General features: G+C 55.8%; 10 protein-coding genes and 1 pseudogene. 1 reads left to right on the top strand and 10 read right to left on the bottom strand.

The features are described from left to right. Positions 1-1,227: 1,227 nt before the first annotated feature. The 4 genes from peaD to peaA form a co-directional block, all read right to left on the bottom strand. Positions 1,228-2,346: a quinohemoprotein amine dehydrogenase subunit beta gene (gene peaD, locus PSH65_RS14245; RefSeq protein WP_081352494.1), complete on the bottom strand. Its 1,119-nt coding sequence runs from the start codon at positions 2,344-2,346 to the stop codon at positions 1,228-1,230. A gap of 24 nt (positions 2,347-2,370) precedes the next feature. Further along, positions 2,371-2,694, bottom strand: coding sequence for a quinohemoprotein amine dehydrogenase subunit gamma (qhpC, locus tag PSH65_RS14240; RefSeq protein ID WP_081352493.1), 324 nt, complete (start codon positions 2,692-2,694; stop codon positions 2,371-2,373). 1 nt (position 2,695) lies between these two features. Beyond that, positions 2,696-4,126, bottom strand: a complete 1,431-nt coding sequence (gene peaB / locus PSH65_RS14235; RefSeq protein WP_081352492.1) for a quinohemoprotein amine dehydrogenase maturation protein — start codon at positions 4,124-4,126, stop codon at positions 2,696-2,698. An 81-nt stretch (positions 4,127-4,207) separates the two neighbouring features. After that, the gene (gene peaA / locus PSH65_RS14230; RefSeq protein ID WP_163854326.1) at positions 4,208-5,788 is read right to left on the bottom strand and encodes a quinohemoprotein amine dehydrogenase subunit alpha; all 1,581 of its coding nucleotides are present in this window, start codon (positions 5,786-5,788) and stop codon (positions 4,208-4,210) included. 463 nt (positions 5,789-6,251) lie between these two features. Between peaA and PSH65_RS14225 the strand changes: the two genes are divergently transcribed. Further along, positions 6,252-7,742: an aldehyde dehydrogenase gene (locus PSH65_RS14225; RefSeq protein WP_081352490.1), complete on the top strand. Its 1,491-nt coding sequence runs from the start codon at positions 6,252-6,254 to the stop codon at positions 7,740-7,742. A gap of 99 nt (positions 7,743-7,841) precedes the next feature. Here the strand turns inward: PSH65_RS14225 and PSH65_RS14220 are convergent, their stop codons facing one another. The 6 genes and pseudogenes from PSH65_RS14220 to PSH65_RS14195 form a co-directional block, all read right to left on the bottom strand. After that, entirely contained in the window at positions 7,842-9,131 is a 1,290-nt protein-coding gene (locus tag PSH65_RS14220) for an NAD(P)/FAD-dependent oxidoreductase (protein WP_163854328.1), read from the bottom strand. Continuing rightward, the gene (locus tag PSH65_RS14215) at positions 9,128-9,805 is read right to left on the bottom strand and encodes a S8 family serine peptidase (protein WP_081352488.1); all 678 of its coding nucleotides are present in this window, start codon (positions 9,803-9,805) and stop codon (positions 9,128-9,130) included. Before PSH65_RS14215 ends, PSH65_RS14220 begins: the two co-directional genes overlap by 4 nt. Then, complete coding sequence (locus PSH65_RS14210; protein WP_081352487.1) at positions 9,795-11,513, bottom strand: ABC transporter ATP-binding protein; 1,719 nt, start codon at positions 11,511-11,513, stop codon at positions 9,795-9,797. The genes PSH65_RS14215 and PSH65_RS14210 overlap by 11 nt, the downstream gene beginning before the upstream one ends. Further along, complete coding sequence (locus tag PSH65_RS14205; protein ID WP_163854330.1) at positions 11,513-13,420, bottom strand: sigma-54-dependent Fis family transcriptional regulator; 1,908 nt, start codon at positions 13,418-13,420, stop codon at positions 11,513-11,515. The genes PSH65_RS14210 and PSH65_RS14205 overlap by 1 nt, the downstream gene beginning before the upstream one ends. Before the next feature lie 360 nt (positions 13,421-13,780). After that, a pseudogene (locus PSH65_RS14200) lies at positions 13,781-14,115 on the bottom strand (quinohemoprotein amine dehydrogenase subunit beta); the annotation flags it as partial. Positions 14,116-14,203: 88 nt separating this feature from the next. Continuing rightward, on the bottom strand, positions 14,204-15,883 hold the full coding sequence (locus PSH65_RS14195) for a fatty acid--CoA ligase (protein ID WP_163854332.1): 1,680 nt from the start codon (positions 15,881-15,883) through the stop codon (positions 14,204-14,206). Positions 15,884-15,919: the final 36 nt, after the last annotated feature.

Raw genomic sequence — 15,919 nt, 5'->3', positions numbered from 1 at the left:
CCGTAAATTATCCTGAGCCTGCTGCTCTCGAGCTATCCCAAGACGCTGCGACTCCAATAGGGCGTTGGCGTCATCCGGATAAGCCCTCGCTAGATTTTGGCCGAGTAGGCTCGCATCACTACTGTGTGCAGCGAGCAGACCAGCGGAGCTAACAATGCTAACGGAACCCAAACCGTGATACAGATCTTGGCTGCCAGCAGCAGCGAGTTGTTGAAGGTTATCTAGGCTAATGTCCATACCGACAACCGCTAGGATCTTACCATCATCTATTACAGGAAAAGCCAAGGTTGTGATTAGCATCCGTTGGCCTGAACTCTCATCGAAATATGGATTGAGAAGGCAAGGCTTAAGATTTTTCTTTGGACAATTAAACCAAGTATTAAAAGGAGAACCATCTAGCATAGGCGTGGTATCTGAAATTAACGCTTCAGATGCGACTTGAACACTCATTTTACCTGCTCGCTGTACCCAATAGGGAGCGAAGCGACCAGTCTCGTTACTGCCTAGCTCACCACGATTGATGAAGTGATCGTCGCTGGCATCGATAGCGTTTGACTCGAACACTACATAAAGACTAAGCAGCTGAGGGTTGGCCTCCAGTGTCTGCTTAACTTGATGATAGAGATTTTCTCGCAGGGTCTGCGCACTCAGTCGCAGGGTCTGCGCCTGGCGCCGCTGCTGCAGGACTTGTCGAGAGAAAACTAAGCCTTCCTGATAAGAAGACATCAAATAGCCTTTGAGCATAAGAGCTTGTACTTCAGCTTCTTTTTTCATGCGCTCCCGAGCTGCAGCTTCTAGCATTTGTGCCACGCTAGCCTTTACTAGTGATGTGTCTGCGCTCATCCGATAAAGCGCATGCCCCACTAATAAAGCAACGACCGCCAGAAGGCACAGACCGGTCAACAACGTAATTTTCCATAGAATAGGAAGTCGATTAGGGAACAAGGGCAACAGTCCTCTTTAGGAAAGCGAAGCATCACGGCCGACACACAACTAATTGCATTAGCCCAGCCGGAGTAAGAATCAAATCAGTGCGATCCAAGACCACCCGCATACGTTGAGCCATCTCAGTCGAATGCCGAACCGATGATCATCGCTTATAACGGCTCTGTCTGCGGCACACCCCTGTAGCTTGGAAGGCTCATATTAAAAACTTTTTATATATCAAGACGACTGTTGCGATTGCAACGCAACAGCGCCTTGCCCTTTATTATTTACGGGGATCTTCTAACGAATGAACACCTGCGAAGTAACCAACGCCATATCCCCTCCAGGCAATTTGATATTGCCGATCTGTTTCATGCTGTCGGCATCGAAAATAGCGATATCATTGAGCGTGCCCGACAAGTAAATTTTGCTGCCGTCCTTATTAAGGGAAATACAGTAAAAGGAATGATCCAGCGTCGCGGCCTGCAGTAATTTTTTCTCCTTGATGTCGTACTTTGCCAAGCGATTCAGCACACCGAACATCAGGTTCGAATCCTTCGGCGAGCGCATCCCGGTGAAGTAGATCTCTGTCAGAGGACCGAAATCAGTGGTTTCGGCCTTACCGGTTTTCAAGTCAACACTAAATAGCCCATACACATACTCAGCGGTGGCGGGGTCCTGCTTTTTATCCTTGTACTTCGCCGCTGTGTATAGCACAGAAAAGTCTCGACGATACGTTTGATGGGGCCAACCGTAAAGTACGTCCGCTGCGCTGTAATTGGCTCTTTTCCAATTGCGGCTGGGAATCAGCACGTCGAACTTGCCGGTCTGAACATTGACCTTATAGATGTCCGCACCCGCGACATAGAGCGTGCCGTCGTCGCCGCTCTGCATAACGGACAACTGTCGGGGCGCCGGAAAACTGCGCACGGGTTTGGCGTCCATCCCGGCGTCGGTGGCATAAACATCAAGTCGAGGTTGCTGTACTACGTAGCGGTCGTTGAGCATCAACGTCGGATTGGCAACAGTGAAGAGTTCCTTGCCGTCATGACTAACCGTAAAGGCCCACAACGACTTCGCTTTTTCACCAGGCCGTTGGCTGATGCTGGCGTGGAATACCTGCTTGCAGCTGTCCAGGTCGACGCCGTAGATATCCGCATAGTGGTTGTTCAGCACGTAGGCGATCTTGCGATCCGGCGACAACTGCACGGTGCCCGGACCGAAGGCGTCTGGCATCTTGCAGGTCTTGAACAGGGTATCGGTGGCCAGGTCGATGACGTGCAGGTTATTAGGGTAATTGGGGGTCACCATGTACTCGTGACCAATTTTAAGTGCGGTGTTTTCATCGGCCAGAACGTTGAACGAACAGACGCTCAGGACGACAAACACGGCCAGGCCGCAGGCTTTGATGCTGTGCATGCTGGAATCCTTCTCTCTGTCCGATTATTTGTCTTTTGGAAAGACAGTCCCGAGGTTGCGCCAGCTCTCGTTCGAGGCCTGCGCGTCCTTGTTCCAGTCCGGGTACGTGCTCATCATGTCGGGCACCTGGGCCGGCCACCAGCAAGGGTCAGAACAACCATAAAGGTCAGCTTCCATCGGCTGGCACAGCGACGACACCCCCCCAAACGCATCGATTTCCCAACCCGGGTCGGTGGTCGAGGCACAGCCCGCAACAGAGCTCATCGCCACCACTTCTTCGATGCGGTTTTCGGCCGCGGCTTCATCTAGTTTCAACGCTTTATTATTGATTGCCTTGAGATGTTTCATATCAGTGAGCCTTGCGCGGAGTGATATAACTGCTGATAAACGCAGGGTTGTGAGCCATGATCCGAGTGTAGACTTCGATGCCGAAGTCGACCCAGTCACGCATCAGTTCGCAGTAGTGATAGGTCGGGTGGGTCGGGTCGCCGTAACGGGCGTAGCTCTCGTGGTAGCAGCCGCCGGAGCAGAGGTTGCGGATCTGGCAGTCCTCGCAACCGGTATTACTGCGGTCAAGGCGCTGGGACAGGAAGTCGTTCAGCTCAACCTGTTTCACCCCGCCGTGCACGTTGCCGAAGGTCGGCAGCGACGAGCCGGTAAAGCGGTGGCACAGGTTCAGTTCGCCCTTGTGATCCACCGCCAGCATCTTCAGGCCCGCGCCGCACGGCAGGGCTTTTTTGTGGCCTTCGTGGATGTCGGTGATCAACTGATGCAGGTTGGAGAAGCCGATGTTGCGGTGCTCAAGTGCCGCCTCCAGATAACGCCGGCCCAGCCTCTTCATGCTGGCGAAAACTTCGATCAGCTCGTCGCTGGTCAGGTTGAAGGTGCTGATATCGCCGGAGGTCACCGGAGCGAAACCGACTTCGGCAAACCCCAGCTCGTTGAACAGGTGATCCCAGATGGTTTCGACGTCGGTGACGCCGGTGGTCAGGGTCACTCGCGCACCGACCGGGCGGCTGTTGTAGCGGGACAGCAGCATCTCAGCCTTGCGCCGCACCACGTCATACGTGCCCTGCCCGCCCACGGTGATGCGGTTGCGGTCGTGCACGGTTTTCGGTCCGTCGATACTGACCGAGAGCCCGAAACGGTGGGCGTTCAGATAGTCCACGGTCTCTTCGGTGAGCAGCGTGGCGTTGGTGGTCATGACAAACTCGACGAACTTGCCCGCCTCGCGGAAACGCTTCTCGCAATAATCGACCATGTATTCGATCAGCTTGCGGTTGCTCAGCGGTTCGCCACCAAAAAACACCACGGTAAAGCGTTCCTCATCCGGGGATTCACGCAGCAGCATTTCCACTGACGCAATAGCCGTTTCGACATCCATTTTCTTGCCGGCCGACGGCTTGTCGAGGTCTTCCTTGTAGCAGTAGGTGCAGCTAAGGTTGCAGCCGGTGTTGACGTTGAGCACCACGGTATTGATCGCGGTGCGCTCGACCCGTTTGGTGCCAATATCCGGGGTCAGCGGCGAGCCGTCGCTGACCAGCTCCAGGGACATCAACTCACGCAAGGTCTCGGTGATTTCTTCGCCGTTGAAGCGTGAAGACAAACGCTGGATCAGGTCGTCCGACGAACAGCCGGGACCGCGCAAGGTATCGATGATAGTGCCGGTCAGCTCATCGCTGGCGAACAGCGAACTGCTGGGGATGTGAAACAGCATGCGGTCGGCATCGACGTGCACTTCGTGCAGGTTCCGCTCGACCAGATTCAAAATAGCGCCCATTGCAACCTCCTGTGCAAACCCCGTACTACGGGGCCTGCGATCATTCCGAAAAAGTGTCTGAAATCCTACGAATCAGCCAACTCATGGAATGGGTGGATTGTTCCAGCGTTGCACGGTGACGATCATGTGGCCTTCGCCGGTCAGGGATTTCCCTGCGTCGTCGACGGCGGCGATCACCTTGAGGTTGCCGGCATTGTTGGTGGACATTTTACGCTGCGGGTTTGGCCCGGCATCGCCCGGTGTGAACACGCCGCTGTCAGCCTGCATGGTGCCGGCGAACTTGACGTCCTCGTCTTCCTTGGCGCGATCGTCGAAGGCCTCGACCGACCACTGCGCCGGGAACACGCCGATACGATACGGCTTGCCGTCCACGCCCTTGCCCCAGGCTTCGGCGTCAAAACGGCCCTGGACTTTCGGTGTCGAACCACCGCCGTCGCCGATCCTCGCTACTGAGAACTCGGGCACGACTTTGACTTCGGCGATTGTGCTGTAGACCGACAGGGTCGGGCCTTTCAGCGTGCCGACGGTGACGGTGCGCAGACCCGGTTGAGCATTGGCAGCGGCCTTGAGTTTGACCTTGATGCGCTCAGGGCTCTGCTCGACGACTTCGACCACTTCCACGCCTTTGCCGAAGTTCGGTTTACCGGTGAGACCGCTGCCGACAAGGGTCACTTCAGTTTCGCCGCCAACCTTCATGTAACCCGGCTGCACCGCCAGCAAACGGCTGCTGCCTTGCTTGGCGGCGATGAAGTCCAGACCTCGTTCATCGTGCTCCGCCTCGAACATCCGCCCCTGCATGGCGTTGCCCTGGGCGGCGAACACCTGGCGCATGGTCACTCCGTCGATGGTCACGTTGCCGCGCCATTCGTAACCGGTGTAGAGAATCGCGCTGCCATCGCCATTGAACGGGCTGCCGTCGGCGTATTGGCCTTTGACGCTGACCTTGAACGTGTCGCGGCCATCGGCCATGACGCTCATCACACCGGACAATTCCCCCTTGCCCGGCAAGTGGCCGCTGAAGCTCCAGTCACCGACCAGCGCTTCGGTCTTCGGCGCACTGCTCAGCCATTTTTTCCAGGCCGGGTTGTCCAGCGGATAACGCTTGGCCAACAGCGGCACCATATCTTTGCGGGCAATGTCGAACCACTCTCGATCCCGCGCAAAAAGCTGGTATTCAAGCGATGGCCACTGTCCAAGATGGAAGTTCACCAGATGCTCCCATTCCTGGGCCGGACGACGTTGTAGCGCGACCCGCGCACCCGAGTGGCAGCGGGTACACATCTGGCTGGTTTGATCGTCGAATTTTTCTACCGTATTGAGGCGGCCTTCTAACGCGTAACGCACGCCTTCCGTTTCGCTTGGCGCCAAGCCTTGGGTATCGGCTAAATATTTAACCAGGGTGCGGCGGTCTTCATCACTGATCTGCACGCTATGCATGACCTGCATCCTTGCGATTGTCATAAGCCAGCCTTCCGGTGTTTTACGCTGATGGCTGATACGACTCAGGGCATCATTACCTTCAGGTGTGTGACAACCTCGACAGGTTTCGCTGAGGATAGTCTTGGCGTCGCGAGCAGCCAGGCTGGATGGTGAATGCAGCGCCACACACGCGGCTATACATACCAGACTAGTACTCAGGCCCAATCGGAGTTTTTTCTTCATCAAGGTCAAACCTCGCACGGTGCGTTCTTATTTTTTTACTTTCACGTTTAAGTTTTTTTGTTTCGGCGGTCTTGGGCAGGTCGAAACAAAGCACGCCTACGATGATGAATACACAGAACGTGCCAACTTTGGATACTTAGCGAAATACGCGGTATATCGGTAACGGCGAGGTTATTTTTCAACACTACCTTCACTGCCATCTGTTTTACTTCGCGACAACTGTTTCACTCTGAGATATGTACGTTGCTTGTTAGCGTGAACACCTGCCGACCACCACGTTATGGCGCTGTATCAGGAGTATTACCTAGATGTCTCACGTCGTCTCAAAATACGACATTCGGTTAAACCAGGAGCACCAGATGAATTGCTCTCAGCCCCGCAAAATCGAGCCTTTCCCCATTAAAAAAGTAACTGGCACAACCATTGCGACAGACCTCTTCACACCAACAAAAGAGGTTTAATTATGTCGCTTACCTGTCTACTTCCTGATACTACGGCTTTCATCCAGCGTGCCCCGCGCATGCTGATCGGCAGTGACTGGGTCGAGGCCGCCGACGGCCAGACCATGCCCCTGCACAACCCGGCCACCGGCGAAGTGCTGTGCGTGGTGCCACGGGCAACGCCTGCGGATGTCGACCGCGCGGTGCTTGCCGCCCGCCAGGCGTTCGACGATTCGGCCTGGACCCGCACCCGCCCCCGGGAGCGGCAGAATTTGTTATGGAAACTCGCCGACCTGATGCAGCGCGACGCCGAGCTGCTGGCGCAACTGGAATGCCTGAACAACGGTAAAAGCGCGGTGGTGGCCCAGGTGATGGACGTGCAACTGGCCATCGACTTCCTGCGCTACATGGCCGGTTGGGCGACCAAGATCGAAGGTTCCACTGTTGACGTGTCGGTACCGCTGATGCCCAACGACCAGTTCCACAGCTTCATCCGTCGTGAAGCGGTGGGCGTGGTCGGCGCCATCGTCGCCTGGAACTTCCCGCTGCTGCTAGCCTGCTGGAAACTCGGCCCGGCCCTGGCCACCGGCTGCACCGTAGTGCTCAAACCCGCCGACGAAACCCCGCTGACCGCGCTGAAACTCGCCGAGCTGGTACTGGAGGCCGGGTATCCCGAAGGCGTGTTCAACGTGGTCACCGGCACCGGCATCACTGCCGGTTCGGCGCTGACTCACAACCCGCTGGTGGACAAGCTGACGTTCACCGGTTCCACCGCCGTGGGCAAGCAGATCGGCAAGATCGCCATGGACTCCATGACCCGGGTCACCCTGGAACTGGGCGGTAAATCGCCGACCATCGTCATGGCCGACGCCGACCTGAAAACCGCTGCGGCCGGGGCGGCCAGCGCGATTTTCTTCAATCAGGGCCAGGTCTGCTGCGCAGGTTCCAGGCTGTATGTACAGCGCAAGCATTTCGACAATGTGGTGGCGGACATCAGCGACATCGCCAACGCCATGAAGCTGGGCAACGGTCTGGATCCGAGCGTCGAAATGGGCCCGTTGATTTCGGCCCGCCAGCAGGAGCGCGTCTACGGCTACATCGAAAAGGGCCGGGAAAGCGGTGCGACCATCGCCTGTGGTGGTGAGCAGTTCGGGCCGGGGTTCTTCGTCAAGCCGACGGTGATCGTCGATGTCGATCAGAAGCACTCACTGGTGCAGGAAGAAATCTTCGGCCCGGTGCTGGTGGCCATCCCGTTCGATGATGAAGCCGATGCGTTGCGTATGGCCAATGACAGCCCTTATGGATTGGGCGCAAGCATCTGGTCGAATGATCTTGCAGCGGTACACCGGATGATTCCGCGGATCAAATCGGGCTCGGTGTGGGTCAACTGCCACAGCGCGCTAGACCCGGCTCTGCCATTTGGTGGGTACAAGATGTCCGGGGTAGGACGGGAAATGGGATTTGCGGCGATTGAACACTACACCGAGCTGAAATCGGTGTTGATCAAGTTATAAGGGCACGATTGAGCGAAGTTCGCTTGATTGATTCGCAACGACTTTTTGAATCGGCAGACAATCTTGACGGGGAAATGTATTCCCCCGTCAAGATTAACCTCAGGGTTTAAAGCCCTGAGCCAACAACCATCCTTTGATCATCCTGCCCTGTTCTACCGTCAACCCTGCCATTACCTGCTTCACGGGTTCCGAGCGTAAACGCCGTATCAACGGCGCCAGCTCAATTCCGTGAACATGCCAGACCCCCAAGGGTTGATCTGCCGTAACCACCACTTCAGCCTCACTGACAAAACCATCGTCCAGTACGGGCGCACGCTTAATGCTGAGGGCACTGAAATCCGCCTCGGCATGGGCAAGTTCGATGTCAGGCCATTGTCGGCGGGCTTGCCAGAATGGCAACTGCGGCCATCTCTGCTCATCAATGTAAAAATCCCGGCCAATTCGTGCAAATCGTAAAAACAGTTGCTCCACTCGCCGCTGATGAAACCGCTGTGCCAACGCCGCCCGCTCAGGTTTACGCAACAATGTATTAATCACGGCTGGCGCTTGCAACGCGGAAGACAGCGATTGAAATATCCCGTTGCCTGACAATGGGTCTACCGCCATCGCTGCGTCCCCCACCCGTATCCAATGATCGCCGCACACCCGCGGGCTCAAAATTGCCGTGCTGCTGCGGGCGTGTACCTGCACATCGGTTGACGGCTCAGTACCAAAAAATGCCTGCGCCAACACCGAATTTCGGCGCTGATGACGACAGTAATCCAGCAGCTTCGCTTTGCCGGGCAAGTCAGTGCTGGCGACATCCACCGTCCATTGCCAGTAGCACTGACCATCGGCATGTCGTGCCATCCATGCCCAGCCGCCGGCCAGGCTTTCTACCGCACTGGCCGTAGCGCCCGGCACGCCTTGCCAACGATTCAGCAGGCTGATCGTTTCCGGTCCGCGCAGGCCTTTGCCGAGCGCCGGCGCCTGACGCCCACGAGCCTCCACTAAAAAGTCCACTCGTAGCGTTTCACGGCCCTCGATTTCGACCAGGTGTTCGGTCGCCGTGGTTCGAACGCCTAACACGCGCCCCTCAATCAATTGGACTCCAGCCAAACGCAGATCCTCACGCAAACCTCGGTCGAAGCTCGGACGATCCAATAGAAATTCGATATTCTGCGCGTGCTGCTGCCCGTTCCACAGCACCTGACGCTGAGACGGCAAGGCCGAAGATGCCAGCGCTTGGTGTAGACCAGCACTGCGCAAGGCGTCCAGTACGCGCACTGAAACACCCTCCAGCGCCGCAAATCGGCGCCAATCACTGACCAATGTTACCTGATAGCCGAGGCGCTGCAGCCCCAAGGCAACCGTAGCACCTGCCGGGCCCGCACCGAGAACTAAAATCATGCTCCCACTCGCCATTCAGGGCCGTAATAGCTGGCGTTTTCCCGCAGCCAGCCAATGACTTGATCATTGTTCGCATCAGGCTGTGCAATGAGAAATCCGGCTATATGACCGCTTAACGCTGCGCAGCCAAGACTGGCTCCAGATTGGGCGGGATTGCCTCCGCGACAACACGCTGCAAAATCCGCCTGAGGGCTGTTAAGGCACGACCACTCCCGTTCGGCGCAACGAGCATCGCCCGTCACCCGCAGCACCCCCGGATAATTCGCCGGGAAGACGCCTTCACCCTGCGCGGGACTTGAGGCACACAGCAGAATGCCACGCGCCACCGCTGCTGCGCACGCATTGCGCAACAGCTCGCGGTCCTGGCGCAAGCCAAGACTCAGATTAATCAGACGCACGTTTTGAGCCACCAGCCAGTCAATCGCCTTAGCTATCTGCAAGGCACTTGTGACACCTCGCCGATCAAACACCTGAGCCACGCAAAAAAGTGCTGAAGGCGCACTTCGACTGAGGGCTTCGATTACCGCACTGCCGTGGCCGAGCGCGTCGTCGAGCGCATCGCTTTCGTCGACTGCATCAGCCAACAACGAGAAACGACGCGCGGAAATCACCTGCACTCGCTGTGTTGCCGAATGCCCGCTATCCACCACACCGATACGCAGCTCAGGCTTCATGTAACACCGTTTTAGACGTGAGCACGCCATCAAGTAATTCGAAACGCAAATCCGCATCGGCCAAGGTAGAGGGACGATGACTGATCAAGATCCGCGTGCGGCCGACAAACAGTTGATCAATGGCCTCGATAACTTCGCGCTCGGTGGTTTCGTCCACCGCCGACGTCGCTTCGTCCATCACCAGAATCAGCGGATCCTGCAACAACGCCCGGGCAATAGCTATGCGCTGTTTCTGTCCACCGGACAACTGCTGACCGCTCTCGCCCAACGGGCTGTCGAGGCCTTCAGGCAGAGAGGCAATTAAGCTGTCGAGTTGCGCCAGCCGCGCCACTTCGGCTATGGCTTCGCGACTGGCGTCAGGAACCGCGTAGGCCAGGTTGTCCGCGAGGCTGCCACGAAACAGGACAATATCTTGGCTGACCACGGCAATCCGCCGCCGCAGTTCAAGCAGGTCCAGCTCTCGCAGGTCAACATCGCCCAGCAATACCCGGCCCGATTGCGGATCATGATGCCGTTGCAACAGATCGATCAACGTCGACTTACCGACGCCGGAGCCACCGCTCAGAGCGACTTTCAAGCCATAAGGGATTCGCGCATCAATACCTCGCAACGTGCTCTGACGACCGGGATGGCTAAAGTGAACGTCGTCGAAACGCAGATCACCGAGGGTCGGTATCGGTTTCGCCATGACGGGGCTGACAACTGTGGGCTCTTCACCACGTAGCTCCATGACTCTCCCGAGACTGACCGTCATCCGCTGAATCGCTACGTACAGGCCGAGCAGGCTCTGGACCGGCCCGACCGCCATGCCCAAATAGGTCGAAAACGCGATCAGCGCCCCCAATTGCCACGTCCCCTGCACCACCCAATAACCGCCGATCAGAAATGCACAGGCCCGGGACAATGAGGTCAGCGTGCCGGGAACCGCCTGGGTGAAAAACTCGGTGACTTGCAAGCGCAACAACTGGCTCATGTAGCCCTGCCCGAGCGTCTCCAGTCGGCGTGACTCCCGTTGCTGCTGTCCAGCGGACTGAATGAACTTCATCACCGGCAGGGTCTCGACCATGAACGACGACATGTCCGCCGAACGCTCGCGCAACTGCCGTACATCGCGTTCGACCTTACGACGCATCCATCGCAGCCAGAGTACATCGAGAGGGATCAGCACCACTACCAACAGCGAGAGTTTCCATGACAGCGTCAGCAACATGGCGATGGCGCAGACAAGACCCACCACACTCGATACCGCTGAAAACAGTGAGTCAACGGCGAAGCGCTGAATCTCGGCGACATCACCGTCGAGTCGCGACATCAAATCGCCGATCCGCCGCTGCCCGTAGAAGCTCGGCGACAGGGTTTGCAGGTGTCGGTAGACGTCGTCACGCAACGAGAACAGAATCCGCCCGGAAAGTCGCGTATGCAGGTAACGATTGATGCCTGACAACACCGTTCCGAGTAGCCCCGCGACGATCATCAACCCCGCGATCAGCACCAGCATGGAAAAGTCGCGCGCCAGCAACCCATCATCGATCAGCAGTTTAGTCAGCCATGGTTGAACCAGCACCAGCATTGAGGCACAGATCGACAAGCCAAGCAGACCGATGATTGCCAACCTGTGAGGCCGGACAAAACTGTAGAGCCAGCTCAGCGCCGCTTGCAGAGCTTCAGGGTTTTGGCTGTCAATCAGCCGCACGATCAGGCGCTGCATCAAGAACGCAATTGCTTGAGTTTACGATACAGCGTCGCTCGGCTGATTCCCAAGGTGTCGGCAGCAGCCGAGACATTCCCGTGGTGGGTGTCGAGGGACTGGCGAATCAGCTCCAGCTCATTCATACGGATACTGCCGGACGGCGGCCGTTCGCTGGCGTTAAGTTCATCCAGCATGCTGTCGGGCAAATGTTCTAAAGTCAAAATGCTCTCGCCCGGCTCGCGCATGGCCAGCGCTGTACGTAAAACTGTCTCTAATTGCCGGAAGTTGCCTGGCCAATGATAGTCCAGCAGCAAACGATTCAGATCCTCGTCTAAAAATACATTCGGTGCATCAAGTCTGACCAACAACTGAGTCAACAGCAACGCAACATCGTCACGCTCGCGCAGGGTCGGGAGCATGACGCAGATGCCGTTAACTCTGTAAAACAAGTCTTCGCGAAACTGTTTGTCTTCCACTTGGCGTTTAAGGTCGCGGTGAGTGGCACAAATCAGCGCTATGTCGATGCTCTGCTCTTCGCCGGCACCTAGCGGGGCCACTATGCGATCCTGCAAAACACGTAAGAGTCGCGCTTGCAAGGCCAGCGGCATGTCGCCGATTTCGTCCAGAAACAAGGTACCGCCATGGGCCTGTTGCAAACGCCCCACCATACCGCCACGGCGAGAGCCAGTGAAGGCACCCTCCCGGTACCCAAACAGCTCCGACTCGATCAGTCCTTCCGGAATTGCCGCGCAGTTCACTGCCACGAAAGGCTTTTCGCAGCGGCTACCAGCCATGTGCAACGCGCGGGCGATAACCTCTTTGCCGGTGCCGGTTTCGCCCAACAGTAAAACTGGCAATTCATTAGCCAAGCCTTGACGGGCCATCCGCAAAGCGCGGGCATAACGGGTATTAGTACCGGCCATAGATTCAAGTAGAGGTGGTGTTTTGGTGCCTTTAACGGTGCTGTGCGACGGGATGCTTATGGTGTTGGAGCGCTGCGGCGAACGCAGAATTTTGTAAAAGAATTCACCTTTCGCGGTCTGCAGACTACCGACTCTACCCTGAGGCAACCTTGATAACAGCTGCACGCCATCAACGCCCAGAAACTCTTCACAACGCCTACCGATTAACATCGAACGTTCAGTATTGAGCAGTTGACACGCCTGGGTGCTGACCGCAAGAATTTGCCCTCCCAAGCTTACCGCCATCAGCCCCTGCCAGGATGATTCGAGATATTGGCGGCGGCAGTGAAACGCCAGGACTATTTCCTCTGGGTAGCTGCGGTTGAATACTCGACCTTCGATCTGACTGACGGCCATAGTCAGCAGTGCAGTGCTCTCTTGAACGCGTCCAAGCGGCCCCTCGCGGGTCAAATCGAGCACGCCAAGGAGATTGCCTTGAGGACAGTAAATCGGGACGGAAGAGCAGGATATTCCGTTTAGGCGGTCAAGAAAATGCTCGCCGCAATCAATCGTCATCGGACGGGCTTCGACTAGTGCGGTGCCCAGTGCGTTGGTACCGCGAACGGCTTCACTCCAGCACGCGCCGAGGGTGATGTCCTCCACGCTCATGCCTATACTCTCGAGGCGATCGACGCGACCTTCGACAGTCAGGATGGTCGCATCTGCATTGGCAAGGACAATCAGCCCTGTCTTGCCCTGACGCTCGGCCAGGTAGTCGATTACTGGCAGCGCGGCGTCAATCAGCACGCAGTTGGTAGCATTTAAATCCTCGACACTCGAACGGGATTGCTGCTCCAGTTCGTATCCATCATTGAAGGACACGCCATGTTCCACGCTACGTCGCCATGAGGCATCAATTTCAGCACGCAACAATCCATTGGGAATGACCCCATCGTGATGAAGCTTTTCGCGGGCCAAGTGGGCTTCGGGCCGAAGATTATTTATTATTGTTTTCTTGAGCATTCTGGTGAGCTCCGAGCTAATTCTTTCACCGTTCTGCGTCTGCTGACGCGGCACTTTTGTCTAAACATCGCGTTAACACTAGCTCGATTACAATGAAGTTGTTCATTTGCCGACCTTTTTGAACCGCCCGATCCGATCAAATGAATATTGCATGCTTAGCTTGCACCTCAGCTGCCAGGCATTCAAGCATTTCCACCCCGGACGCAGCTCGGCCCCTCACTCACCAGGCAATGGGCGCGCACTGAATACTGGTGTCAGCCTGGTTTTCTGACCGAGACAGCTGCCGGGGCTTGCTAAGCCCCGGCAACAAGGAACTCAGTGCACCACCATCTCAGGCCAATTTATTACTAGTGGGCCTTTCTAACGAATGAATATCTGCGAAGTAACCAACGCCATGCCCCCTCTTGGCAAGCTTATATGCCTATCTGCTTCATGCTCACGGTATCGAAAATGGCGATGTCGTTTAGTGCGCCTGACAAATAATTTTTGCTGCCGTTCTTATTAAACTAAATACAATAAAAAATCATCTAGGGTAGCCGCCTGCAGTAATTTTTTCTGCTTGATGTCGTACTTTGCCAAGCGATTTAGCACGTCAAACATCAGGTTCAGATCTTTAGGTGAACGCACTCTGCTGAAATAGAGTTCTATCCGATGGCCGACGTCGGTAGCTTAAGTCTTCCGTTTTTCAAGTCAACGCCAAGTGGCAACATCATACTCCCGGCCAAAGCCGCCTAACCAAGGCCGGGTACAAGACTACTTCCTGCCACCGCCCACTGACTTTTATTACTGTTCAATATGCCGTATAGACTCACTTGGCAAATCCGCGGATTCATTTTCCCGAATCTTTTTTTTGTCTACTTTGCCAACGCTTGTCTTGGGTATGTCGTCGACAAATACAAATTTTTTCGGTATCGCCCATTTAGTAATGCGACCGTTGTCGACGAATTGCAACAAATGCTGCTCAAGATCCGCCTGAGTGAGCTGGGATAATGGTGCACAAACGATCATGGCCATTGGTCGCTCACCCCACTGAATATCTGGAATTCCAACCACCGCAACCGACATGATGGCAGGATGCTCACTGATCAGACTTTCTAACTCTAAGGAACTGATCCACTCGCCGCCAGTCTTGATCACATCTTTAATACGATCCTTAATCTCCAAAACGCCGTGCGCATCGATAGAGCCGATATCACCGGTGTGCAGCCAGCCCCCCTCCCAAAGTTCTGCACCCTTTTCAGGGTCGTGCAAGTAGCCTTGAGTTAGCCAAGGCGCCCGCACCACAATCTCACCTACCGACTCTCCGTTATGCGGCACGATTTGACCGTTGGAGTCGATTACCCTCATATCCACCATGGCCATGGGCACTCCGGTCTTAATTCGAAGTGGAAGTTGCTCGTCCATCGGCAGGGCAAGTTCGTGAGGCCGTAGATAAGTACTGCTTAGCAACGGACAGGTTTCAGACATGCCATAGCCGGAGTGTACAAGCATGCCACGTTCGGCCGCTTGACTGGCTGCCCCAAGTGCTAACGCGCTGCCACCCAAGAGCAATTTCCAGCCACTAAAGTCAGTCTGGGCTGCTTCTGGGCAAGTCAGGATCATCTGTAGAACAGTTGGCACGCAGTGGCTGAAGGTGACCTTCTCCTCTCTATAGAGGCGCACAAGGGCATTGGGTTCATACCGACCGGGGTAAACTTGTTTAACGCCCATCAATGTTGCCACATATGGCACCCCCCAGGCGTGCACATGGAACATTGGAGTAATTGGCATATAGACATCGTCAGAGCGAAGTATCGGTAGTCCTCGGTAGGCGCCAAGGGTGCCGACCGCGGCCAAGGTATGCAGGACTAGCTGGCGATGGCTAAAGTACACTCCCTTCGGTTTACCTGTTGTCCCTGTGGTGTAAAATACTGTAGCAACGGAGTTTTCATCAAATTCGGGAAAGTCGTAATCCACAAGGGATTGGGACAGCAACTGCTCGTACTCGCCCAATACTGGCAAACTCGTGACCTTGGCAGCGCCTTCGCTTAGCTGGATATAACCTTTTACGGAGCTCAATCCGCCATGTATCTGCTCGAGCAGCGGCAGAAAGTCATCATGTACCAGGACTAAATCATCTTCCGCGTGGTTCATCGTATACAGCACCTGCTCCGGAGACAGGCGAATATTCACCATATGCAGCACGGCGCCGATCATCGGCACCGCGAAAAAACACTCCAGATAGCGATGACTGTCCCAATCCAGCATCGCCACCGTGTCCCCAGCCTTTACTCCTGCGGCGGTCAACACGTTGGCCATTTGCCGAATACGTTTATTGAGCGTGCGATAGCTGTAGCGCAGCTTATCGGCGTAGACGATCTCCTGTTCTGCTTCATAGCGCTGCCCTGAGAGCAATAGGCTCTTGATAAGCAATGGATAGCTATATGCGCCTTGCGCAGGGGAAATTATTTTTGTTTTAACCATGATCGCATCTCCAGGATGGAATCCATTGAGTTTCAA

Source organism: Pseudomonas sp. FP603, from assembly GCF_030687415.1.
GTDB classification, from domain to species: domain Bacteria; phylum Pseudomonadota; class Gammaproteobacteria; order Pseudomonadales; family Pseudomonadaceae; genus Aquipseudomonas; species Aquipseudomonas wuhanensis.
The sequence above is the reverse complement of the archived record's forward strand: the minus strand, read 5'-3'. Positions and strand labels throughout refer to the sequence as shown.